Below are 20,789 nucleotides of genomic sequence, written 5' to 3' on the forward strand. Positions count from 1 at the left end.
CCTCACCATGACCCACGACCCGCTTTTTCAACCGCTGCGATTCGGCGCGCTGACGCTGCCGAACCGTATCGTGATGCCGCCGATGACGCGTTCGCGCGCCAGCCAGCCCGGCGACGAAGCCAACGAACTGATGGCCGCGTATTACGCGCAGCGCGCGAGCGCCGGCCTGATCGTCAGCGAAGGCACCTACATCGCGCCGCTCGGCAAGGGCTACGCGTGGACGCCCGGCATCCACACGCCGTCGCAGGTCGCCGGCTGGCGCCGGGTGACGGACGCCGTGCACGCCGCGCACGGCCGCATCTTCGCGCAGCTCTGGCACGTCGGCCGGCTCAGCCATACGAGCCTGCTCGGCGGCGCGCAACCGGTGTCGTCGTCGCCGATCCAGGCGAAAGGCGTGAACGTGTTCATCGCCGGCGAGGACGGCAGCACGCCGGGCTTCGTGCAGGCGTCCGAGCCGCGCGCGCTGTCCGTCGACGAGATCCGCGAGATCGTCGATCAATACCGCGCCGCCGCCCGCCACGCGATCGAGGCCGGCTTCGACGGCGTCGAGCTGCACGGCGCGAACGGCTATCTCGTGAACCAGTTCATCGATTCGAACGCGAACACGCGCACCGACGCCTACGGCGGCTCGCTGGAAAACCGGCTGCGCTTCCTGCGCGAAGTCGCGCAGGCGCTGATCGAAGGCACCGGCGACGCGTCGCGCGTCGGCATCCGCCTCGCCCCGCTGACCACGCTCAACGGCTGCGTCGACGACGATCCGGAAACGACCTACCTCGCCGCCGCGAAGCTGCTCGGCGAACTCGGCATCGGCTACCTGCACATCGCGGAAGCTGACTGGGACGACGCGCCGCTGATGCCGGTCGAATTCAAGCGGCAATTGCGCGCCGTGTTCCCGGGCGTGCTGATCTACGCCGGCGCATACACGGCCGAACGCGCCCGCGAAGCGATCGCCGCCGGCTGGGCCGACCTGATCGCATTCGGCCGCCCGTTCGTCGCGAACCCCGACCTGCCCGAGCGCGTGCGCACCGGCGCCGCGCTCGCGCCGCACGATCGCAACACGCTGTTCGGCGGCGGTGCGAAAGGCCTGACCGACTATCCGACGCTCGCGCAGGCCGCGGCCTGAGCGGGTGGCCGCAACGACTCCGAGACTGCTCATGAGAATCACGCTCCCTTCCCGCCTGGGTTTCGGCACCGCGCCGCTGGGCAACATGTACCGGGACATCCCGCACGACGAAGCGCTGGCCACCGTCGATGCCGCGTGGCGTGGCGGCATCCGCTACTTCGACGCCGCACCGCTGTATGGCGCCGGCCTCGCCGAGCTGCGTCTCGGTGAAGCGCTCGCCGGACGTCCGCGCGACGAATATTCGCTCGGCACCAAGGTCGGCCGGCTCGTCCTCGACGAACACGAGAACGCGTCGCAACGCGATCTCGGCGAAAAAGGCGGGCTGTTCCGTCACGGCCTGCCGAACCGGATCGTCTACGACTACACCGCGGACGGCACGCTGCGATCGATCGAAGCCAGCCTCGCACGGCTGCGCACCGACCGGCTCGACACCGTGTGGATTCACGACCCGGCCGTCGATTTTCACGGCGACGCATGGCGCGACGTGTTCGACGTCGCGATGTCGGGCGCGGCGAAGGCGCTCACGCGGCTGCGCGACGAGAAGGTCATCAAGGGCTGGGGGCTCGGCGTGAACCGCGTCGAGCCGTGCGAACTCGCACTCGAGCGTTCGGATCCGGACGGCTTCCTGCTCGCCGGGCGCTATACGCTGCTCGATCACGCGGGCGCGCTCGAACGGCTGATGCCGGAAAGCGCCGCGCGCGGGCTCGGGATCATCGTCGGCGGCCCGTACAACTCGGGCGTGCTGGCGGGCGGCACGCATTTCGAGTACCAGCCGGCCACGCAGGCGATGCTCGAGCGCGTCGCGCGCATCCGCGGGCTCTGTGAACGGTTCGGTGTCGACGTTCGCGCGGTGGCCTTGCAGTTCTCGCTCGCGCATCCGGCCGTCGCGGCCGCGATCCCCGGCGCGAGCCGGCCCGAGCGCATCGACGAGAACCTGCGTCTCGCGGCGGCGCCGATCCCGGCGGCACTGTGGGCGGCGCTGAAGGCCGAGCGCCTGATCGCCGAGCACGCACCGACGCCGGCCGGCGCGGATTGAAGCGGCGGACGCGGCCGCTGCGGCGCGCAGCCGTGGCGTTCGCGCGCCGGCAATCGCGGCGGTTATCGTCGCGATTGCCATTTCCGATTTGCAGCCTGCGCAATCGGCGTCTAGCGTTTACGGGTTCGACTCCGCACGATCGTCACCCGACCTGAAAGGACGCGCCGCCATGCCAAGCCCCTCCCCGACACGCGACATGTTGCTGGCCTTCGCGGCCGGTCTTTCATTCGCGGCCTGCGCCGCGCCGGCCTACGCCGACGATGCAGCCGGCCTCGCACCGCCCGGCCCCGCGACACCCGTGCTGTCGACGACCGCGACCGGCGTGCAGATCTATGCATGCGAATACGATGCCGAACGCCGGCTCGCGTGGGCATTCCAGCGCCCGGAAGCGATGCTGTTCGATGCCGGCGGCACGCTCGTGGTGCGGCACGGCGCGGGGCCGTCGTGGGAAGCGCTCGATGGCAGCCGCATTACCGGCAAGAAGCTCGCGGAAGCGCCGAGCGCGCGCGCCGGTAGCGTTCCTCAATTGCTGCTCGCCGCGACGCCGGCCGCAACGGGCACGATGGCCACGACCGGCACGCTCGCCGGCGTGCGCTTCGTGCAACGGCTCGACACCGCGGGCGGCACGCCGCCGGAGCCCGCGTGTTCGACCGAGCATGCGGTCGGCCGCTTTCCATATTTCGCTCGCTACGTGTTCCTGAAGTAACGCACGACGGCGGCTGCCCGAACCCAGGGCACCGCCGCCACATCAACTTGATCAGTTATCCTGCATTTTTACGATATCGCTCCGGCTGCCACGCGATGACTCGGCCTCAGCGAATCCGCATCGACAGTTCGACATCGCCGCCGAACGGCACCGACAGATAGCCGTTCCGCGGCGCACGCACGTAGGCGAGGTAGTCGGGGCTGTATTCGGCATTGTCCGCGACGACGAACGCGCCGGCCCGCAGCCGCGGCTCGACCCGTTCGAGAATCTCCGGATACAACGCCTTCGCGCCGTCGAGCAGCAGCAAATCGACCGTATCCGGCAGATCGCTGGCGAGCGTGCGCAACGCATCGCCCTCCCGAATCTCCACCAGATCGGCCAGCCCGGCCGCCGCCAGATTGGCGCGCGCCCGCACGACCTTCGACGCTTCGAATTCGCTCGTGATCACCCGGCCGCCGCCGTTGTCGCGCAGCGCGGCCGCGAGGTGCAGCGTCGAGATGCCGAACGACGTGCCGAACTCGACGATCGAACGTGCACCGCAGCCGCGCGCGAGCATGTACAGCAGCGTGCCCGTCTCGCGCGACACCGCGAGCGGATAGTCCTTCAGGCGTGCATAGAAGTCGGCGTAATCGGTCTTGCTGCGCATCAGCCGCATTTGCTCGTCGTGCGACACGTCGGCGAAATCCGGGTTCGATGCGGGCGACGACGCGTCGGCTTCGTCGAACAGGCGCGCGAGCAGCGACGCCAACGGGTCGTGAATCAGGGTGGTCATGCGAATCTCCGGTGTCAGGTTGAGTGCGTCAGTACGCCCGACTAGAATATGACGAATCATTCAGGTTTTACTATTCGCATTGGCAGACCCGTCATGACCGACCGCCGCAACGCCCCGATCGCCTCGCGCAAGCAGCCTAAGCAGGCTCGCTCGGCCCATCTCGTCGACGACGTGCTGCAGGCCGCTATTCAGGTTTTGGCGACCGAAGGCGCGCAGCGCTTCACGATGGCGCGCGTGGCCGAGCGCGCCGGCGTGAGTGTCGGCTCGCTGTATCAGTACTTCCCGAACAAGGCGGCCGTGCTGTTCCGACTCCAGCACGACGAATGGCGGCAGACCTCCGAGATGCTGCGACGGATGCTGGAAGATCCGCAAAAGACGCCGCCCGAGCGGCTGCGCACGGCCGTCCATGCGTTCATCCGCTCGGAATGCGACGAGGCGCGGATGCGCATCGCGCTCGACGACGCCGCACCGCTCTATCGCGACGCGCCCGAGGCGCAGGAGGCAAAGGCGGCCGGCAACCGGATCTTCAGCGCGTTCATGCGGGAGGCACTGCCCGATGTGCCGGACGCCGCGCGTGCGCTCGCGTGCGAGCTGATCACGACCACGCTCACGTCGGGCGGCAAGGCGTTTTCGGAAACCGAACGCACGCCGGATGAAATCCATGCGTACGCGACCGCGATGGCCGACATGTTCTGCTCGTACCTCGCATATCTCGCGCGCGTTTGATGTGAATTGATGCGGCGACGGGCGCGAGCGCAGCACCTGTCCAGCCCCGGTCTCATCCGGACGCAGATTGCGCGCGGCGGCGCGGCGCGTCACTCGCGGCCGTTTTCACGTACCGGCGCAGCCTCGATGAAAGACACTCGTAAGCCTCGATGCATCGCCCGCCCCCGCCCGGCCCGCCGCCCCCGCATTCAAATAATCGCCTTAACGGATTCGAACTAGGCGTATACACGCGTTCCGCGACGACGAAGCCCCGTTGCACGCCGATATAAGCGTTGCGACATGCGCTGCATGCTCTTCCCCCAATGGGACGTGATGGGCCGTTCGCCTAACCTTCGCTACGGCAAAGCACACGTGACGGGGTCGACCACACCACGCGTCGTACGACGCGACACACTCGCGCTCGCTTCGAAGCGCGTACGACGACACGGCTCACGCGTCATGCGTCCCCACGACGTTGCCGACAATTTCAACCAGATACGAGACACCCTGACGACGGCCCGCTACAGGCCGTTTCAGCATGCTGATAAAGGAGCAAGCTCATGAGTGATACCCCGGTGCAGCCGACGGTCGGCGTCGGTGCGGAAGAAACGGACTTCGGCACCAAGGGAGTCATCGACCGGTACTTCGACATTTCGTCGCGCGGCAGCACGCAGCGTCGCGAAATCGTCGCGGGCCTGACCACCTTCCTCGCGATGGTCTATTCCGTGTTTGTCGTGCCCGGGATGTTTGGCAAGGCCGGCTTCGACACCAGCGCGGTATTCGTCGCGGTCTGTCTCACCACCGCCTTCGGTTCGCTGCTGATGGGCCTGTGGGCGAAGCTGCCGATCGCGATCGGCTGCGCGATTTCGCTGACGGCGTTCACCGCGTTCGGTCTCGTGCTCGGCAAGGGCCTGCCCCCCACCGTCGCGCTCGGCGCCGTGTTCCTGATGGGCCTCGTGTTCACGGGCATCTCGGTCACCGGCGTGCGCTCGTGGATCCTGCGCAACCTGCCCGCGGGCGTCGCGCATGGCACCGGGATCGGCATCGGCCTGTTCCTGCTGCTGATCGCGTCGAACGACGTCGGCCTCGTGATCAAGAACCCGGGCGCCGGCCTGCCGGTCTCGCTCGGCCAGATCACCGCGTTCCCGGTCATCATGTCGGTCGTCGGCCTCGCCGCGATCTTCGGGCTCGAGAAACGCCGCGTGCCGGGCGGCATCCTGCTCGTCGTGGTCGCGATCTCGCTGATCGGCCTCGTATTCGACCCGGCCGTAAAATACCGCGGCATCTTCGCGCTGCCGTCGCTGAGCGCGCCCGGCCATTCATCGCTGATCGGCGCGATGGACATCAAGGGCGCGCTGTCGATGGCCGTGCTGCCGAGCGTGCTGGCGCTGGTGATGACCGCCGTGTTCGACGCGACCGGCACGATCCGCGCGGTCGCCGGCCAGGCAGGCCAGCTCGACGAGAACGGCCGCATCATCAACGGCGGCCGCGCGCTGACCGCGGATTCGCTCAGCTCGATCTTCTCGGGCTTCCTCGGCGGTGCGCCGGCCGCGGCCTACATCGAGTCGAGCGTGGGCGTGGCCGCCGGCGCGAAGACGGGCCTCGCGGCCGCGGTGGTCGGCCTGCTGTTCCTGGTCGTGATGTTCTTCTCCCCGCTCGCGGGCCTCGTGCCGTCATACGCCACCGCACCCGCGCTGATGTACGTCGGCCTGCTGATGCTCGGCAGCGTGAGCAAGCTGCACATGGACGACATGGTCGACGCGATGTCGGGCCTCGTATGCGCGGTGTTCATCGTGCTGACCGCGAACATCGTGACGGGCATCATGCTCGGCTTCTCGACGCTCGTGATCGGCCGCATCGCCAGCGGCGAATTCCGCAAGCTCAACGTCGGCACCGTGTTGATCGCGGCCGTGCTCGTCACGTTCTATCTCGGCGGCTGGGCGATCTGAGCGCGGCTCATGCGCGACGTCGCTTGCGAAAAGGGCGGCGCGCAGCGGGACGACACCGTCTCCTCCCACCGTCGTCGTTGATGGTCTCCCGGCCTGGAAGCGCAAGTTTCCGGGCTTTTTTTGCGGGTGCGCCACGGGGTTCCGCCGCGCCGGCCAGCCGGCACGGGGCGGCGTGCGTCGTGTCCCTTCACGAATCCGCACGCGGTGCTACGATCGCGCTTTGTCCTCCGGAACCGTCTTGACGTCCTCACCCGCCTAAAGGCAGGTGATTCCCACACCTGGCGATGCACGTCCGCATCGGAGAATGTTCAGCCCAGCGTTGATATCACGATCATGCTCGACACCACAGTCACTGCAGGCCCATTCTCTTATTCGCAGTCCCGCGATACCTTTCGGCCGCGTCGTGCTGTCTTTCGACCCGCACGCCGAACAGGACTGGGTAGAACCGCTTTCGTCGACTTCCTCGAACGTGGCCCCGTGCGCCATCGCCTTGTAACGGAGCTTGTCCCGAAAGGACGACCAGGATGCGTCGTAGACACTCTTCGCCATCCTGGTTCTGGCGAGCTTCGCGGCCGACACGTTGCCAATCGCGATGTAATCGAAGCGCCGCACCAGAGCGAGCGCGAGCTTGTGCTGGAAATCGGCTCGGGCATTCGCGACCTTGGCGTGCAACTTCGCGATATGCCGCTTGTGCTTGCGCGCCCGTTGCGCTTTCGCCAGTTTCTCCGCCGCGCGTCGGCCGAATCGGTCATTGGGCAGCTTCTCGCCCGTCGAAAGTGTGGCGAAGTCTTTCAGGCCGAGATCGATGCCAACACCGGAACGGACCGGGCGGGCCTGCACATCGGGCATCTCGATCACGATGTTGAGAAACCAGTTGCCACGTGCATCCTGCGCAAAGTTGGTCCCATCCTTGATCTTGCCTTCGGGAAGCGCCCGGCTGTTGAACACGCGAAACGTGTTGCCGGCGAAACGGAACGCGTCACCCTCGCGCTTCAGGTCACGCCCCTTCAGCGGCACCCAGCCCAGCGATTTCCTGCCGCGATAGCGCAGGTAGGGCCGACGGTGCTGACTGCGCGACTTCGCATATTGCTCGCACGTCGCGTTGATCGTGCCGGAGTGGATGCCGAGCGCCTTGCTGCTCCCCGTCGTCAGCACGTTCAGATCGAATCCCGTCGGCCACTTCTTGCTCCACTTGAGCGCGTGCTTCTGCGTGTCATTGCAGAAGTTCCAGACGTAGTTCACCGCACGGCTCTGCTTGTTGAGCAGTCCGTTGAGCGACTTCACCCGGTAGCGGTAGACAAGAATCATGCAGGTGATCCTAACCCGTGGAAGAAGCTGCCTGTCAACCGCACGCCTTTCCTTCCCGCCATCCGCCCCGAAGGAAGTCCCCTTGGGGGAAATGGCGGGGTTTCTCGGAGCAAATTCTGATGAATCCGTTCGGCATCGTCTCCGAATCAGACACGCGGACCGCGACGCACAAGCCGCCGTTCATCCCGTCGTTCGGCTTCGTCGAGGTTCATGAATCGCGGCCGATCGACGCGCCGCCGTCGCGCATCATCGACGCCGTGGCCACGCTCGACATGCGTGCCGATCCGGTGATCGACGCGCTGCTCACCGTGCGCGAAACCCCGGCGGCCCTCGCCCGCACGCTGCGCAATCGCCAGCCCCAAGCCGCGCGCGAGCGCTTCGGCTTCGACACCTTCACGCTGCTGCATCGCGACGACACGTCGCTGTCGCTCGGCCTCGTCGGGCGCTTCTGGCACCCGACCCCCGACGTGCGGACGATCGCAGACGCCGCGGCCTTCGTGCGGCACGACGGTCCGCACGACGCCAAGCTGGTGCTGCGCTTCGAGGTGATCGGACTGCGCTCCGGCATGCGCCTGCTGCGCACCGAAACCTTCGTGCATTGTCCGAGCACGCGCACGCGGCTGCTGTTCCTGCCGTACTGGCTCGCGATCCGGCTGGGGAGCGGCTGGATCCGCCGGCGCACGCTGGCGGCGGTCGAGACGGCGCTGGCGTAGACCCGACGCGTCAGAACGGCTTGATCACGACCAGCCCGACGACGATCCCCGCGGCGACCACGACCGCGCCCGCCGCCTGCCCGAGCCATGGCGCGGGCACGACGACGAGATCGTCGCGCTCCATGCGCCGCAGCGTGCCGGCCAGAATCCCGTGCAGCGCCGACAGCGCGGTGACGACGATCAGTTTCACCGACAGCCATGCGGCGCCGAACCAGTGACCGTTCAGCGCGATCGCGATCCCCGTGATCCAGACGAGCGCGAGCGCGGGCGCCGTCACCGTCCGATCCCAGCGCCGCACCGCACGATGCACGGCCAGGTTGGCGATACGAACGCCGACGGACAGCATCAGCAGCCCGCCGACGAACGTGACGACGGCGGCGACATGCACGGCCTTCAGCACCAGGTAGATCATTGCGCATGCCTCCTGCGCGCGATCCATCCGGCGCTCGCCAGCCCCGCAAACGGCACGACGGCCGACAGCACGAGCCGCGCGACCTCGCCCTTGCTCCACAGCCCGCTCGACGCGGTGCCGACGACCGCCCACACGTACATCGCGAACGCGATGCCGTGAACCGGGCCCATGACCGATACCGCGGCCTGATACCCGGCCAGATGCTTGAGCGGCACGGCCACGCACACCAGCACGACGAGCGTGGTCGCTTCCAGCAACGACAGGTATTGCAGGTTGCGCAACGCGTTGCGATCGTCTTGTTTCATCGACAGGCCTCCAGGTTGGTCCGCCGCGATTGTCGCGCGTGGCGCGGGTTCGAGCCATTGGCTAGAATGACATCTTTCAACGGATTCTGGCCACGGGCCGCGAACGCCATGCATACGCTCGCCGTTCTCGCTTTGCCCGATGTCGTCCCGTTCGATCTGGGCGTGGCGTGCGACACGTTCGCGCGCGTGCGCTCGCCCGACGTCGCGCATGCATACCGCGTGCGCGTGTGCAGCGAGCATCCGCGCGTCGCGGGCGATCTGTTCGAACTGCGCCCGCCGTTTCGTCTCGACGCGCTTGCCGATGCCGACACGATCGTCGTCCCCGGCACGTCCGTGCCGCTCGCGCCCACGTCGCGCCGCGCGATCGCGGCACTGCGCGCGGCCGCCGCGCGCGGTTGCCGGATCGCGTCGATCTGCAGCGGCGCGTTCGTGCTCGCGGAAGCCGGGCTGCTCGACGGCCTGCGCGCGACGACGCACTGGCTCGCGGCCGCCGAACTCGCGCGCCGCTACCCGAGCGTCGAGGTCGACCCGAACGTGCTCTTCGTCGACAACGGGCAGATCCTGACGTCGGCAGGCGCCGCGGCCGGCCTCGATCTGTGCCTGCACATGATCCAGGCCGACTACGGCGCGGCGGTCGCCGTCGATGCCGCGCGCTGCGCGGTGGCGCCGCGCGTGCGCGAAGGCGGGCAGGCGCAGTTCATCGCGCCCGAATGGCCGGCCGGCAGCGACGGGCTGCAGGGCCTGATGGACTGGCTGCAGGCGAACCTGCGCAAGCCGCTGACGCTCGACGCGATGGCTCGCCAGGCATCGACGAGCGTGCGCACGCTGACGCGGCGCTTTCAGGCGCACACGGGCACGTCGCCGCGGCAATGGCTGCAGACCGCACGCGTCAGGCATGCGCAGCAGTTGTTGGAGATGACGGAGCTGTCGATCGAGCATGTGGCGACGGAAGCCGGGTTCGGTTCGGTCACCGCGTTTCGCGAGCGGTTCGCCCGCATCGTCGGCACGTCGCCGCAGCGCTATCGGCAGGCGTTCCGCGCGCGCGCCGGCGCGTGACGTTCATCAGGAGCGCGACCTGACGCCGCCCCCTTTCGCGCCAACCGGACCCGATCGATGACCCGCATCCGAAACCACCTGAACATCGCGCAGCTCCACGCGTTCGTCTCCGCCGCGCATCACAAGAGCCTGCGCGCCGCCGCGCGCGAACTCGGCGTCACGCAGCCCGCGATCACGCATACGATCCGCGAACTCGAAACGGCGCTGAACGCGGAACTGCTCGTGCGCAGCGTGCGCGGCGTCGAGCTGACCGCGTGCGGCCATGCGCTGCTGCCGCGCGCCGAGCAATTGCTCGGCGACATGCGCCGCACCGTCGAGGCCGTCGAGCAGGTGAAAGGGGAAATGTCCGGGCGCGTCGCGGTCGGCACGATGCCGTCGATCGCGCTGACCGCGCTGCCGCACGCGGTCACCGCCTTCCGCCGCTCGATGCCGAACGTCAGCCTGCATCTCGAGGAAGTGACGGTGCCCGACGCGCTCGCGCAGCTGCGCAACGGCACGCTCGATATCGCTGCAATGCACCATGTGCCCGCGCTCGACCGCGATTTCACGCAGGTGCCGCTGCTGTCGACCGAATTCACCGTCGTGATGCGCGAAGGCCACCCGCTCGCGCGGGCGCGCCGGTTAGAGGAATTGCTCGACGCCGAGTGGATCGTCACGGTCGGCGCCGAGCAGTTCCCGCACAGCGTGATGAGCGCGATGTTCGACGCGCGCGGGCTGCCGCTGCCCAAGCGCCTGCTGCGCTCGCCGATGTCGTTCGCGGTGACGCTCGGGCTCGTCGCGCGCTCCGACGTGATCGGCTGTTTCACACGCCCGCTGGCCGCGATGGTGGCGCCGCTCGGCATCCGCACGGCCGAACTCGACGAAAGCATGCCGCGCTTCGACCTGTCGATCATCGCCCGCCGCGACCTGCTGCCGACGCCCGCCGTCTCGGAATTCGTCAGTTGCCTGCAGCGCGCGGTCAACGAAACGCTCGGTTGAACCGTTCCTAGGTCTGAAACGGTCGCGCGCCGCATGCGCGGGCGTCGGGTCCGGTATCGGGGCTTGTCCTAGGCGCCCTCCGGGTATTTTGTCTTGATAATCTTGCGCACGTCGCGCGCCCGCATCGGGCAGGCGAAACGGACAGTCCGATGCGAAACCGCGCCGGACCGAAGGCTTACGGCGCGGCACAACCGCGCACCCATCGAACAAAACGAGGAGTGACCGAGTGAAAAAGATTCTTGCGGCTGTGACCGTGGCCGTGCTCGCCGTTTCGGCCGGCACCGCGTACGCGAAGGACTGGACGACCGTGCGCTTCGGCGTCGACGCAAGCTACCCGCCTTTCGAATCGAAAGACGCGAGCGGCAAGGTGGTCGGTTTCGACGTCGATCTCGGCAACGAGATCTGCCGCCGCATGAACGCGAAGTGCGTGTGGATCGAAAACGACTTCGACGGGATGATCCCGGCACTGAAGGCACGCAAGTTCGACGGCGTCCTGTCGTCGATGTCGATGACGCCGGCGCGCCAGGAACAGATCGCGTTCTCCGAGAAGCTGTTCAACACGCCGACGCGCCTCGTCGCGAAGAAGGGCTCGGGCCTGATGCCGACCGCCGAATCGCTGAAGGGCAAGTCGGTCGGTGTCGAGCAGGGCACGATCCAGGAAACCTATGCGAAGACGTACTGGGCCGCGAAGGGCGTGAAGGTCGTGCCTTACCAGAACCAGGACCAGGTCTACGCCGACCTGATCGCGGGCCGTCTGGACGGCGCGCTGCAGGATGCGGTGCAGGCCGAGATCGGCTTCCTGAAGACGCCGCGCGGCGCGAACTTCGATTTCGCCGGCAAGGACATCGACGATCCGAAGACGCTCGGCAACGGCGCGGGCATCGGCCTGCGCAAGGAAGACACCGACCTGAAGGCGAAGATCGACAGCGCGATCACCGGCATGCGCAAGGACGGCACGTACCAGAAGATCGCGAAGAAGTACTTCGATTTCGACGTGTACGGCAAGTAATACCGCGTAAAAGCGCGCTTCTCATCCGCGCAGACGGGCTCCGCAAGGAGCCCGTTTTTTTTGCGCGCGTGCGACCAAACGCTGCGGACAACGCGTGCGCGCAGGGCCGCCGGACCGTTATTTTTTACGCGCCAACCCGCTGATTCGCAAAGGGAAACGACGCGCCGGGCGCGTGGTTTGATAGGTTCGCGGAAGGCAACGTACAATCGATCTTCCACGCATACGGATCACTCGCGGCTGCGCCGCCCTCCCCTCATCATGCAAACGCAGACCCATCCGCTGATTTCCCCCGCCGTCGGCACCGAGCGCCAGATCACGAGCTTCCACTACGGCCCGCGCGGCGGCAAGAAGGTCTACATCCAGTCGTCGCTGCACGCGGACGAACTGCCCGGCATGCTGGTCGCCGCGCTGCTGCGCCGCAAGATTGCCGCGCTCGAGACGGCCGGCAAGCTGCGCGGCGAAGTGGTCATCGTCCCGGTGCCGAACCCGATCGGCCTGTCGCAGCACGTGTTCGGCGATCACCTCGGCCGCTTCGAGCTCGGCTCGATGCAGAACTTCAACCGCAATTTCTACGATCTCGCGGCGCTCGTGCTGCCGCGCATCGAAGGCCGCCTGACGAACGACGCGCAGCGCAACCTCGCCGCGGTACGCGCCGCGATGCGCGAGGCGCTCGACGAGCAGAAGCCGCGCACCGAGCTGGACTCGCAGCGCCTCGCGCTGCAGAAGCTGTCGTTCGACGCCGACATCGTGCTCGACCTGCATTGCGACAGCGACGCGGTGCTGCACCTCTACACGAACCCCGATCTGTGGGAAGACGTCGAGCCGCTGGCGCGCTATCTGGATGCGCAGGCGTCGCTGCTCGCGCTGAATTCGGTCGGCAATCCGTTCGACGAGATCCACAGCTTCTGCTGGTCGGATCTGCGCAACCGTTTCGGCGATCGTTTCCCGATCCCGAACGGCGCGATTTCCGTCACTGTCGAACTGCGCAGCGAGCGCGACGTATCGTACGAGTTCGCCGAGAAGGACGCGCAGGGGATCGTCGAATACCTGACGGAACGCGGCGTCATCGACGGCACGCCCGCGCCGCTGCCGCCGCTCTCGCATCCGGCCACGCCGCTCGCGGGCACCGATCCGCTCGTGGCACCGGTGTCGGGCGTGATCGTGTTCCGCACGCCGGTCGGCGCGTGGATCGAGGCCGGCCAGGAAGTGGCCGACATCGTCGATCCGCTCACCGATCGCGTGATCACGCTGAAGAGCAGCGTGTCGGGCGTGCTGTACGCGCGCCAGATCGTGCGCTTCGCGACGGCCGGAATGGAAGTCGCGCGCATCGCCGGCGCAACGCCGATCCGCACCGGCTCGCTGCTGTCGGCCTGAACGGCCTGGGCCGCGAGCCCGCGCGCTGCCTCACAGCGCGCGCCAACGACATCGCCCGCTTGCGCGGGCGATGTGCTTTTCGGCCCGGCGGGAGGCCTGGCGGGATGCCCGGCGCAGCGGCAGGGCGGCGGCTTGCTCGCGTCGGCGTTCAGAAGGCCGGCACGATCGCGCCGCCGAACTTCTGGTCGATGAACTTGCGCACGTCGTCCGACTCATAGGCCGCGACGAGCTTCTTCACCCACGGCTTGTCCTTGTCCTGCGCGCGCACCGCGATCAGGTTCGCGTACGGCCCGCGCAGATCCTCGATCGCGATCGCATCCTTCGCCGGCGTGAGCCCGGCCTTCACCGCGTAGTCGGTGTTGATCGACGCGGCGTCGAGGTCGGGCAGCGCGCGCGGCAGTTGCGCGGCGTCGAGCTCGACGATCCTGATCTTCTTCGGATTCTCCGCGACGTCGAGCGGCGTCGCGTTCACGCCGTTCGTGCCGGCGCCCGCCTTCAGCTTGATCACCCCGTATTTCTGCAGCAGCAGCAGCGCGCGGTTGCCGTTCGACGGATCGTTCTGGATCCCGACCTTCGCGCCGGCCGGCAAATCCTTCAGCGACTTGAGCTTCTTCGAATAGAAGCCCATCGGCGCCGTGTAGGTCAGCCCGACATTGACGATCCGGTAGCCGCGCTGCTTGATCTGGCTGTCGAGAAACGGCTGGTGCTGGAAGCCGTTCGCGTCGAGATCGCCCGCGTCGAGCGCCGCGTTCGGCTGCACGTAATCGTTGAATTCGATGACCTTGATCGCAAGGCCTTCGCGTGCGGCGACTTTCGTCACCTCGGTCCAGATCTGCGCGTCGGGGCCGCTCATCGTGCCGATCTTCAGCGTCTGCGGATCGGCGTGCGCGCCGGGCGCGGCAAAGGCCAGCGCCGCGGCAAGCGCGCCGAGGCCGGTCAGGATCGAACGTCGCATGGTGTCCTCTTGTCCCGTGTGGTTGTTGAAGCGCGCATCGTGGCACGGGGCCGGAACAGCACCAACCAAGCTTATTTCATGTGCATATTCCGGATCCCGATGGAATCTCAGGCGGAATCGGTATAACTCCCTGCTGTACAACCGGGCAGAATCCAGTGTCGCATCGGCACCACACATTGGTCATATGACAGTCGCTGTCATATTCATTACGTGGCCCGCCGATAAAGTTGCCGCCGGTCCGTGAAAGCGCCCGCAGAGAGCGCCGGAACCGCAACTGGACACGCCATTCATTCGCTCGGAGAATCCTTTGAACAAGAAACTGTTGACCATCGCCATCCTCGCAGCAACGGCCGGCACGGCACACGCGCAAAGCAGCGTGACCCTGTACGGCGTGATCGACGCCGGTATCAGCTATGTGAACCACAGCAAGACCGCAAACGGTGGCAGCGGCAAGCTGTTCAAGTATGACGACGGCGTGGCCCAGGGCAGCCGTTGGGGCCTGCGCGGCACCGAAGACCTCGGTGGCGGCCTGAAGGCGATCTTCGTGCTCGAAAACGGCTTCAACAGCGGTAACGGCACGATCGGCCAGGGTGGCGCGATCTTCGGCCGCCAGGCTTACGTTGGCCTGAGCCAGTCGCAATTCGGCACGGTGACGCTCGGCCGTCAGTACTCGTTCTCGACCGACATCCTCGGTTCGAACTACTCGACGGGCGGCAACACGGTCGCGGGCAACTACGCGTACCACGTGAACGACGTCGACCAGCTCACGTCGAGCCGCATCAACAACGCAGTGAAGTTCCAGAGCGCGAACTACGCCGGCTTCACGTTCGGCGCGTTGTACGGCTTCTCGAACTCGACCGACTTCGCCGGCGCACCGGCGACGACGACGGGCACCACGACGACGGCCGGCTCGTCGCGTGCATACAGCTTCGGCGTGAACTACGCGAACGGCCCGTTCGCACTCGGCGCGGCTTACACGGACATCCGCTTCCCGAGCCAGTCGTCGCCGGCATTCTCGACGACGATCGCGAACATCAGCACGGGTAACATCCGCGACCTGCGCACGTACGGCGTCGGCGGCCGCTACATCTTCGGCCCGGCAACGGCATGGGCCCTGTGGACGCGCACGCAGTTCACCCCGGTCGCAGCCGGCGCATCGGGCACGTTCTACAACGCATACGAAGCTGGCCTGAAGTATGCGTTCACGCCGGCCCTGTCGGCAGCAGCGGGCTACACGTACACGAACGCCACGCAAAACGGCGGCTCGGCACACTGGAACCAGGGCAACCTGGGCCTGGACTACGCGCTCAGCAAGCGTACGGACGTGTACGGCCTGGTCGTCTACCAGAAGGCGTCGGGCAACAACGTGCAAGCGCAGATCGGCTCGAGCACGAGCTACTTCAACACGTCGGGCACGGGTTCGTCGAACCAGCTGGCCGCTCGCGTCGGTATCCGTCACAAGTTCTAAAGCATCCGCTTAACTCGCGGATCACGACGGCAAGAAGCGCCCCGCTCCAAGCGGGGCGCTTTTTTATGGGCTTTTAAGTTTCGCTTAATTCTGGGCTGAGAGGATGCTTCCACCCCCCCTGTTGGCCGCCTGAGCATCGGCGGCTTTTTTTTTGAGAACCGCTACGGCACCGCCATCAACTGCCCACAAGACAGGATCGGAGGCCAAGATGATCGAAGATACCGTTTACAGCCATCTGCACGCGCTTCTGACGCGCCAGCATTCGCTACCGGTCCAGAGCTGCCGCGTGTCGGTGGAAATGCAGCGCCCGTGGGGCCGCCCGTACCGGCTCGTCGAATGGACGATGCATCTCGACGCGCCCGCGCGGCGCCAGATCGTGCCAGCCGAATCGACCGACGAAGAGATCGCCGAGGTCGTCGCGTCGCACGTGCCGGGCCGCCTGTACGGCGACGGCCGGCTGCAGTTCTGATTCCCCCTCAACCCGCGGCGCAACCGGCCCGCACGCATCGTGCGGCACTCGGTCTCGTTTGACGCGGCAACGAAGTCTGCTACGCTGCGCGTTTTCGTCCACGCAACACACGATGGAAAACGCATTCAACGAACGCGGCGTGACGATCACGCGCAACGGCCTGTCGGCCGCCGGGCAAGTCTTTCCGCTGCGTGACATCCGCAACGTCGACGTCGTCAAGATCCCGAAGAATCGCCTCGTGCCGTGGCTGATCTCGCTGATCGGCGTGGCCGCCGCCATCGCCGGCGGCATTGGCGGATCGAGCGGCGCGCTGGTCGTCGGCGTGATGCTCGCCGTCGTCGGCTATCTCGCCTGGACCACGCAGGACATCACGTACCGGTTGATGGTCGAGATGCCCGACGGCAAGCGCGAAGCGCTGTCGAGCGTCGACGCCGAGTTTGTCGAGCGCGTCGCGCAGATCGTGCGCGATGCACGCGCCGCGACGGCCGCCGGCTGATTTCCGCTGCGCGCGCCCACCACCTACTATGAAATGAGCGGCACGCCGCCGCATCGTTCGAGGAGGTGGGCATGAACCCCCAATCGCTGTCCGGCATGCTGCGCGCGCAAGAGTTGTTGCTCGTCTCGATGATTCGCACGCTACCGCCCGACACACGCCGCGCACTCGTCGACCTCTACGCCGAACAGTTGGCGTTCGCCGAACAAACCGGCTTCGAAGGCCACGGCGATCGCGCGACGCACGATGCGTTCATTGCGCATGCGCGCAACCTGCTGATTCGCATCGAAGCGCTGGCCTAGCGTCCGTCTTTCCCGAATTTATCCCCGCGCGGCTCGCCCGAGCCGCGCCGACGGCGCGTGTCCGCATCCGCCGTTTTTCCGTTCTTGTATTGATAATGATTCTCATTTACACTGACAGAATCATTCGTTCCGTTCAATTCTCCGTTCGCCGCCTGTCGCGCGCGAACGGGCCAGCCAGGTGAACGCGTCACCCAGCCAGCCTTCGGGCTCGTTATCGTCAATGGGAGACCACCTGTGCATTGCTATCCGCTGGCGCGGCGGCCGATCTGTGCCGCGCTGTTCGGCCTGTCCGCCGCCCCCGCTTACGCCGCTTCCGCCGATTCGTCGCCGCAAGGCGCCAACCCGCCACCTGCCGCCCGCGTCGCCGCATCCACGCGCGGCGATGCGGCGCTGCTCGACCCCGTCACCGTCACGGCCACCCGTACCGCCACCGCCGCAAGCCGCACGGCCGCGTCCGTGTCGGTGATCACCGACGACGATCTCGAGGAACAGCAGGCCACCAACATCAAGGACGCGCTGCGCTACGAGCCGGGCGTCACGGTGCGCCGCACCGCGTATCGCCCCGGCAGCGCCGCGCTCGGCGGCGGCCGCGACGGCGATTCGAGCATCAACATCCGCGGCCTCGAAGGCAATCGCGTGCTGCTGATGGAAGACGGCATCCGCCTGCCGAACGCGTTCTCGTTCGGGCCGCTCGAAGCCGGGCGAGGCGACTACGCGGATCTCGACACGCTCAAGCGCATCGAGATCCTGCGCGGGCCGGCATCGGCGCTATACGGCAGCGACGGGCTGACCGGCGCGGTGAACTTCATCACGAAGGATCCGCGCGACCTCCTGTCGATCTACGGCAAGCCCACCTACTTCTCGTTCCGGCCGAGCTACGACTCGGCCGACCGCAGCATCGGCGCGACGGTGTCGGCCGCGGGCGGCAACGACCGCGTGCAGGGGATGATCATCGCCGACGGCCGGCGCGGCCACGAAGTCGACACGCGCGGCAGCAACAATTCGGCGAGCACGCTGCGCACGACGTCGAACCCGCAGGACGTCTATTCGGAATCGCTGCTCGGCAAGCTGACGCTGACGCCCACCACGCGCGACACGATCAAGTTCACCGCCGAGACGGTGCAGCGGCGCGTGAGCACCGACGTGCTGTCCGCGATCAACCCGCCGACCACGCTCGGCCTCACGACGAACGACCGGCTCGAGCGCAACCGCTTCAGCGTCGACTACGACTTCCGCGACGATGCGTTCCGCTGGTTCCAGACCGCGCACGTGCAGTTCTACTACCAGGACGCGAAGCAGGACCAGTACGCGTTCGAGACGCGTGGCGGGACGCCTTCGCGTTCGCGGGACAACCAGTACAAGGAGCGCACGTTCGGCGGCTCCGCGTTCGCCGAAAGCGGCTTCGCGACCGGCCCGTTCGCGCACAAGCTGCTGTATGGCGTCGACGGCAGCCTGTCGCGCGTGACGAACCTGCGCGACGGCACGGTGCCGGGCGTCGGCGAAGCATTCCCGAACAAGGCATTTCCCGACACCGACTACACGCTGTTCGGCGCGTTCGTGCAGGACCGGATCGGTTACGGCCGCCTGCTCGTCACGCCGGGCCTGCGCTTCGACACGTACCGGCTGAGCCCGACCGAAAACGATCCGCTGTTCACCGGCAAGGCCGTGTCGACGAGCGCGAACGAAGTGTCGCCGCGTGTCGCGGTGCTCTACGAGATCACGCCCGCGCTGATTCCGTATGCGCAATACGCGCACGGCTTCCGCGCACCGACACCCGACCAGGTGAACAGCAGCTTCTCGAACCCGGTGTACGGCTACACATCGATCGGCAACCCGAAACTGAAGCCCGAAACCAGCGACACGTTCGAAGCGGGCCTGCGCGGCAAGGCCGGCACCGGCTACGGCGTCGTGCGCTACAGCGCGGCCGCGTTCACCGGCCGCTACCGCAACTTCATCTCGCGCACGACGATCGCGGGCAGCGGCCGGCCGGCCGACCCGTTCGTGTTCCAGTACGTGAACTTCGCCGACGCGCGCATCCACGGCCTCGAAGGCCGCGCCGAATGGGTCATGCCCAACGGCATCACGCTGAAGACGGCGATGGCGTTCACGAAGGGCTCGACGCAGGACAACGGCGCGGCCAGTCAGCCGCTCGATACGGTCACCCCGTTCTCGGCCGTGTTCGGTGTGCGCTACGAACCGGGCGAGCGCTGGTTCGTGCAGACCGACCTGCTGTTCCAGGCCGCGAAGCGCGACAAGGACATCCCGGCAGGCGCGTGCCCGGGGGCCAGAACCTCGTGCTTCGCGCCGCCGTCGTCGTTCGTCGTCGACCTGCGCGGCGGCTACCGCTTCAACAAGCACGTGAGCGCCACCATCGGCATTCGCAACCTGTTCGACCGCAAGTACTGGAACTGGTCGGACGTGCGCGGCCTCGCGTCCGATGCGCAGGTGCTCGACGCGTACACGTCGTCCGGGCGCACCGTCGCCGTCAGCATGAAGGTGGATTTCTGAAGCGCGCCACCGCGCGTTCCTGCCCAACCGTTACTTGAAGGAGTCCGACATGATGCATTCCGCCCTTCCCGGTCAGCCGGCCGCGCCGGCCCGCGCGGTCGCCGCATTGCGCGACGCGTTCGTCAAGCTCAAGACCGAGCGCCAGCTGCGCAACCGCGACGTCGCACAGGCGCTCGGCGTCAGCGAAGGCGAGGCGCTCGCCGCGTTCGTCGGCGAGCACGTGGTGCGGCTCGACGCGCGTTTTCCGGCGATGTTCGAGGAAATGCCGCGCCTCGGCCGCGTGATGGCGCTCACGCGCAACGACACGGCCGTCCACGAGAAGGATGGCGAATATGCGCAGATGAGCCACGACGGCCCGGTCGGCCTCGCGCTCGGCGACATCGACCTGCGCATCTTCTACCGTCACTGGGCGTCGGCGTTCGCGGTGCGCGACCAGACCGCGCACGGTCCGCTGAAGAGCCTGCAGTTCTTCGACGCGCAAGGTCACGCGATTCACAAGGTCTACCTGCGCGCGCACAGCGATCACGCGGCGTACGACGCGTTCGTCGAACGCTGGCGCGCGGCGACGCAGGAGCCGGGGCTCGACGTCGTGCCCGCCGCGCCGAAAACGCCCGAGCGCGCCGACACCGAGATCGACGTCGCGGGTTTTCGCGCCGCGTGGGACGCGATGACCGACACGCATCAGTTCTTCGGCATCACGCAGCGCTTCGGTGTGAGCCGCATGCAAGCGCTGCGCCTCGCCGATCCGCACTACGCGTATCCGGTCGAAACGGAGCGCGCGCTGCGTCACGTGCTCGAACGGGCCGCGCTGAGCGGTCAGCCGATCATGGTGTTCGTCGGCAACGCGGGAATGATCCAGATCCACACGGGCCCCGTCGCGAACGTGCGCGAGGTCGGGGCATGGATCAACGTGCTCGACCCGGGCTTCAACCTGCACGTGCGCGAGCGCCTGATCGCCGCCGCATGGGTCGTGAAGAAGCCGACGAGCGACGGCATCGTCACGTCGCTCGAACTGTTCGACCGGCAGGGCGACCACGTCGCGCTGCTGTTCGGCGAGCGCAAGCCGGGCAAGGTCGAACGCGACGACTGGCGCACGCTCGTCGCGACGCTGCCGTCGGCGGCACGCGGAGACGCGCGGTGAGCGCGCG

The 20,789-nt window shown here is 67.2% G+C and carries 21 protein-coding genes; 16 read left to right on the forward strand and 5 right to left on the reverse strand.

The features are described 5' to 3' along the window. Window positions 1-7 precede the first annotated feature (7 nt). The 3 genes from F3J14_RS00590 to F3J14_RS00600 all read left to right on the forward strand — a co-directional run bounded on the left by F3J14_RS00590 (window position 8) and on the right by F3J14_RS00600 (window position 2,865). Window positions 8-1,123, forward strand: coding sequence for an alkene reductase (locus F3J14_RS00590; protein WP_166721308.1), 1,116 nt, complete (start codon window positions 8-10; stop codon window positions 1,121-1,123). A 31-nt stretch (window positions 1,124-1,154) separates the two neighbouring features. Next, window positions 1,155-2,159 carry an aldo/keto reductase gene (locus F3J14_RS00595; protein WP_166721309.1) on the forward strand — a complete coding sequence of 335 codons (1,005 nt, stop codon included), beginning with the start codon at window positions 1,155-1,157 and terminating at the stop codon, window positions 2,157-2,159. 169 nt (window positions 2,160-2,328) lie between these two features. Beyond that, window positions 2,329-2,865, forward strand: a complete 537-nt coding sequence (locus tag F3J14_RS00600; RefSeq protein WP_166721310.1) for a DUF3455 domain-containing protein — start codon at window positions 2,329-2,331, stop codon at window positions 2,863-2,865. A 106-nt stretch (window positions 2,866-2,971) separates the two neighbouring features. Here the strand turns inward: F3J14_RS00600 and F3J14_RS00605 are convergent, their stop codons facing one another. Continuing rightward, complete coding sequence (locus F3J14_RS00605; protein ID WP_166721311.1) at window positions 2,972-3,637, reverse strand: O-methyltransferase; 666 nt, start codon at window positions 3,635-3,637, stop codon at window positions 2,972-2,974. Between the two features lie 48 nt (window positions 3,638-3,685). Between F3J14_RS00605 and F3J14_RS00610 the strand changes: the two genes are divergently transcribed. After that, window positions 3,686-4,363 (forward strand): TetR family transcriptional regulator, encoded by a 678-nt coding sequence (locus F3J14_RS00610; RefSeq protein WP_166721312.1) that lies wholly within the window; start codon window positions 3,686-3,688, stop codon window positions 4,361-4,363. Between the two features lie 539 nt (window positions 4,364-4,902). Continuing rightward, complete coding sequence (locus F3J14_RS00615; RefSeq protein ID WP_166721313.1) at window positions 4,903-6,291, forward strand: NCS2 family permease; 1,389 nt, start codon at window positions 4,903-4,905, stop codon at window positions 6,289-6,291. Window positions 6,292-6,546: 255 nt separating this feature from the next. Here F3J14_RS00615 and F3J14_RS00620 read toward each other — a convergent pair whose 3' ends face one another. Further along, window positions 6,547-7,599, reverse strand: a complete 1,053-nt coding sequence (locus tag F3J14_RS00620; protein WP_166721314.1) for an RNA-guided endonuclease TnpB family protein — start codon at window positions 7,597-7,599, stop codon at window positions 6,547-6,549. A gap of 119 nt (window positions 7,600-7,718) precedes the next feature. On the opposite strand from F3J14_RS00620, the gene F3J14_RS00625 reads away from it, so the two are divergent. After that, complete coding sequence (locus tag F3J14_RS00625; RefSeq protein WP_166721327.1) at window positions 7,719-8,312, forward strand: hypothetical protein; 594 nt, start codon at window positions 7,719-7,721, stop codon at window positions 8,310-8,312. A gap of 10 nt (window positions 8,313-8,322) precedes the next feature. Here the strand turns inward: F3J14_RS00625 and F3J14_RS00630 are convergent, their stop codons facing one another. Together F3J14_RS00630 and F3J14_RS00635 are read right to left on the reverse strand one after the other, a co-directional pair. Beyond that, the gene (locus tag F3J14_RS00630) at window positions 8,323-8,724 is read right to left on the reverse strand and encodes a CopD family protein (RefSeq protein WP_166721315.1); all 402 of its coding nucleotides are present in this window, start codon (window positions 8,722-8,724) and stop codon (window positions 8,323-8,325) included. Continuing rightward, window positions 8,721-9,029 carry a DUF3817 domain-containing protein gene (locus F3J14_RS00635; RefSeq protein WP_166721316.1) on the reverse strand — a complete coding sequence of 103 codons (309 nt, stop codon included), beginning with the start codon at window positions 9,027-9,029 and terminating at the stop codon, window positions 8,721-8,723. Before F3J14_RS00635 ends, F3J14_RS00630 begins: the two co-directional genes overlap by 4 nt. A gap of 108 nt (window positions 9,030-9,137) precedes the next feature. Here F3J14_RS00635 and F3J14_RS00640 point away from each other — a divergent pair, with 108 nt between their 5' ends. The 4 genes from F3J14_RS00640 to F3J14_RS00655 all read left to right on the forward strand — a co-directional run bounded on the left by F3J14_RS00640 (window position 9,138) and on the right by F3J14_RS00655 (window position 13,446). Further along, the gene (locus F3J14_RS00640; protein ID WP_166721317.1) at window positions 9,138-10,085 is read left to right on the forward strand and encodes a helix-turn-helix domain-containing protein; all 948 of its coding nucleotides are present in this window, start codon (window positions 9,138-9,140) and stop codon (window positions 10,083-10,085) included. 57 nt (window positions 10,086-10,142) lie between these two features. After that, entirely contained in the window at window positions 10,143-11,063 is a 921-nt protein-coding gene (locus tag F3J14_RS00645) for a LysR substrate-binding domain-containing protein (protein ID WP_166721318.1), read from the forward strand. A gap of 226 nt (window positions 11,064-11,289) precedes the next feature. Further along, complete coding sequence (locus F3J14_RS00650) at window positions 11,290-12,072, forward strand: ABC transporter substrate-binding protein (RefSeq protein ID WP_138849625.1); 783 nt, start codon at window positions 11,290-11,292, stop codon at window positions 12,070-12,072. A 258-nt stretch (window positions 12,073-12,330) separates the two neighbouring features. Next, on the forward strand, window positions 12,331-13,446 hold the full coding sequence (locus tag F3J14_RS00655; protein ID WP_006754280.1) for a succinylglutamate desuccinylase/aspartoacylase family protein: 1,116 nt from the start codon (window positions 12,331-12,333) through the stop codon (window positions 13,444-13,446). Window positions 13,447-13,594: 148 nt separating this feature from the next. Here F3J14_RS00655 and F3J14_RS00660 read toward each other — a convergent pair whose 3' ends face one another. Further along, window positions 13,595-14,401 carry a MetQ/NlpA family lipoprotein gene (locus F3J14_RS00660; RefSeq protein WP_011659720.1) on the reverse strand — a complete coding sequence of 269 codons (807 nt, stop codon included), beginning with the start codon at window positions 14,399-14,401 and terminating at the stop codon, window positions 13,595-13,597. A gap of 307 nt (window positions 14,402-14,708) precedes the next feature. On the opposite strand from F3J14_RS00660, the gene F3J14_RS00665 reads away from it, so the two are divergent. From F3J14_RS00665 to F3J14_RS00690, 6 genes are all read left to right on the forward strand, one after another. Then, window positions 14,709-15,869, forward strand: coding sequence for a porin (locus F3J14_RS00665; protein WP_166721319.1), 1,161 nt, complete (start codon window positions 14,709-14,711; stop codon window positions 15,867-15,869). Between the two features lie 208 nt (window positions 15,870-16,077). Continuing rightward, entirely contained in the window at window positions 16,078-16,338 is a 261-nt protein-coding gene (locus tag F3J14_RS00670) for a DUF2866 domain-containing protein (protein ID WP_006754283.1), read from the forward strand. A gap of 112 nt (window positions 16,339-16,450) precedes the next feature. Further along, a complete protein-coding gene (locus F3J14_RS00675; RefSeq protein WP_166721320.1) occupies window positions 16,451-16,834 on the forward strand; it encodes a DUF6232 family protein in 384 nt (127 codons plus the stop codon). 71 nt (window positions 16,835-16,905) lie between these two features. Then, on the forward strand, window positions 16,906-17,133 hold the full coding sequence (locus F3J14_RS00680) for a hypothetical protein (protein WP_006754285.1): 228 nt from the start codon (window positions 16,906-16,908) through the stop codon (window positions 17,131-17,133). A gap of 234 nt (window positions 17,134-17,367) precedes the next feature. Then, on the forward strand, window positions 17,368-19,641 hold the full coding sequence (locus F3J14_RS00685; RefSeq protein ID WP_166721321.1) for a TonB-dependent hemoglobin/transferrin/lactoferrin family receptor: 2,274 nt from the start codon (window positions 17,368-17,370) through the stop codon (window positions 19,639-19,641). Between the two features lie 49 nt (window positions 19,642-19,690). Next, entirely contained in the window at window positions 19,691-20,782 is a 1,092-nt protein-coding gene (locus tag F3J14_RS00690) for a ChuX/HutX family heme-like substrate-binding protein (RefSeq protein WP_166721322.1), read from the forward strand. The last annotated feature ends 7 nt before the right edge of the window (window positions 20,783-20,789 follow it).

The sequence above is a fragment of the Burkholderia sp. Tr-862 genome, from assembly GCF_011753085.1.
GTDB lineage: Bacteria > Pseudomonadota > Gammaproteobacteria > Burkholderiales > Burkholderiaceae > Burkholderia > Burkholderia ambifaria.

Coding starts and splice junctions, on each gene's coding strand:
- F3J14_RS00625 (WP_166721327.1), top strand. CDS start 7,719: ATGAATCCGTTCGGCATCGTCTCCGAATCAGACACGCGGACCGCGACG.
- F3J14_RS00675 (WP_166721320.1), top strand. CDS start 16,451: ATGGAAAACGCATTCAACGAACGCGGCGTGACGATCACGCGCAACGGC.
- F3J14_RS00680 (WP_006754285.1), top strand. CDS start 16,906: ATGAACCCCCAATCGCTGTCCGGCATGCTGCGCGCGCAAGAGTTGTTG.
- F3J14_RS00610 (WP_166721312.1), top strand. CDS start 3,686: ATGACGAATCATTCAGGTTTTACTATTCGCATTGGCAGACCCGTCATG.
- F3J14_RS00655 (WP_006754280.1), top strand. CDS start 12,331: ATGCAAACGCAGACCCATCCGCTGATTTCCCCCGCCGTCGGCACCGAG.
- F3J14_RS00615 (WP_166721313.1), top strand. CDS start 4,903: ATGAGTGATACCCCGGTGCAGCCGACGGTCGGCGTCGGTGCGGAAGAA.
- F3J14_RS00640 (WP_166721317.1), top strand. CDS start 9,138: ATGCATACGCTCGCCGTTCTCGCTTTGCCCGATGTCGTCCCGTTCGAT.
- F3J14_RS00605 (WP_166721311.1), bottom strand. CDS start 3,637: ATGACCACCCTGATTCACGACCCGTTGGCGTCGCTGCTCGCGCGCCTG.
- F3J14_RS00630 (WP_166721315.1), bottom strand. CDS start 8,724: ATGATCTACCTGGTGCTGAAGGCCGTGCATGTCGCCGCCGTCGTCACG.
- F3J14_RS00645 (WP_166721318.1), top strand. CDS start 10,143: ATGACCCGCATCCGAAACCACCTGAACATCGCGCAGCTCCACGCGTTC.
- F3J14_RS00670 (WP_006754283.1), top strand. CDS start 16,078: ATGATCGAAGATACCGTTTACAGCCATCTGCACGCGCTTCTGACGCGC.
- F3J14_RS00690 (WP_166721322.1), top strand. CDS start 19,691: ATGATGCATTCCGCCCTTCCCGGTCAGCCGGCCGCGCCGGCCCGCGCG.
- F3J14_RS00620 (WP_166721314.1), bottom strand. CDS start 7,599: ATGATTCTTGTCTACCGCTACCGGGTGAAGTCGCTCAACGGACTGCTC.
- F3J14_RS00635 (WP_166721316.1), bottom strand. CDS start 9,029: ATGAAACAAGACGATCGCAACGCGTTGCGCAACCTGCAATACCTGTCG.
- F3J14_RS00595 (WP_166721309.1), top strand. CDS start 1,155: ATGAGAATCACGCTCCCTTCCCGCCTGGGTTTCGGCACCGCGCCGCTG.
- F3J14_RS00600 (WP_166721310.1), top strand. CDS start 2,329: ATGCCAAGCCCCTCCCCGACACGCGACATGTTGCTGGCCTTCGCGGCC.
- F3J14_RS00660 (WP_011659720.1), bottom strand. CDS start 14,401: ATGCGACGTTCGATCCTGACCGGCCTCGGCGCGCTTGCCGCGGCGCTG.
- F3J14_RS00590 (WP_166721308.1), top strand. CDS start 8: ATGACCCACGACCCGCTTTTTCAACCGCTGCGATTCGGCGCGCTGACG.